Origin of the sequence: Streptomyces sp. WG7, assembly GCF_049975785.1 — a bacterium.
Lineage (GTDB): Bacteria > Actinomycetota > Actinomycetes > Streptomycetales > Streptomycetaceae > Streptomyces.
Window position 1 is genome coordinate 1 of record NZ_JBNGGE010000147.1, and the last position, 1,343, is coordinate 1,343.

Sequence of the window (1,343 nt, forward strand, 5' to 3'; positions counted from 1 at the left end):
CACTCCGCTCAGGTCGACCTCCTCGAAGAAGAGCTCGGGAAGCTGCTGGCGCCGATCACCCCGGGTGAGGCGCAGGTCCCGTTCCTGTCGACGGTCACCGGCGAGTGGGTGTCCGGGCGAGAACTGGACGGCAGTTACTGGTTCCGCAACCTTCGCCAGACCGTCGAGCTGGAGCAGGCGGTCCGAACCCTGCTGGCGCAGGGCTTCGGGGTGTTCGTGGAGTCCAGCCCGCACCCGGTTCTCACCGTCGGGCTGCAGGAGACCGTCGAGGACACCGGCCGTGACGCCGCCGTCCTGGGTTCCCTGCGCCGTGATGAAGGTGGTCTGGAGCGGTTCTGGCTCTCCCTGGGCGAGGCCTACGTCCACGGCGCGTCCGTGGACTGGCAGACGGTGTTCGCCGGGACCGGCGCGCAGCGCGTCGACCTGCCCACCTACGCCTTCCAGCCGCAGCGGTTCTGGCCCGAGACCAGCGCGCATCCCGACCTCGACGTGCCGGTGGAGAACGAGATCGACGCCCGCTTCTGGGAGGCCGTCGAACGCGAGGACCTCGAAGCCCTCGCGGGCACCCTCGCTCTCGACACCCCGGAAGCGATCGGTTCGTTGGGCAATGTCCTGCCCGGACTGTCGTCCTGGCGTCGGCAGAGCCGTGAGCAGTCGGCCGTCGACGGCCGGCGCTACCGCGTGACGTGGAAGCCCCTGCCCGAGTCCACCTCCGCTCACCTCACCGGCGTCTGGCTGCTCGCCGTCCCCGACACGCTCACCGGCGCGGACGAGGAGTGGGCGGCCGCCGTCGAGCGCACGCTCACCGACCGCGGGGCGCAGGTGCGCACCGTGCGCGTCGAGCACGGTACGACCGACCGCGAGCAGCTGACGGCAACCGTGAGGGCCGCACTCGACGACTCCGCCCCCAGCGGCATCCTCTCCCTCCTCGCTCTCGGCGGCGAAGGCGCGTTCGCGGGTGAACTCACGTTCGTCCAGGCACTCGGTGACGCCGAGGCGACCGTGCCCCTGTGGTGCCTGACCCGCGGCGCCGTCGCCACCGGCCGCTCCGAGCAGGTGACCGATCCCGCCCAGGCGCTGATCTGGGGTCTCGGGCGGGTCGCCTCCATGGAGCAGGGCGGCCGCTGGGGCGGCCTGGTCGACCTGCCCGGCACGGACACGGTGGACGACCGGGCGCTGACCCGCCTGGCGGGTGTCCTCGGCGGCGACGGCGCGGAGGACCAGGTGGCCCTGAGGGCTTCCGGGATGCTCGGTCGCCGTCTGGTGCGTGCGCGGCTGGCGGAGACCAGCACCGTGCGTGAGTGGCGTCCGCGGGGCACGGTGCTGGTCACCGGTGGCACGGG

General features: G+C 72.6%; 1 protein-coding gene. It reads left to right on the forward strand.

All coding sequences use genetic code 11. From position 1 onward, the window contains the following. Positions 1 to 1,343, forward strand: a 1,343-nt coding sequence (locus ACP4J0_RS38435) for an acyltransferase domain-containing protein (protein ID WP_426604082.1), incomplete at both ends; no start/stop codon positions are given.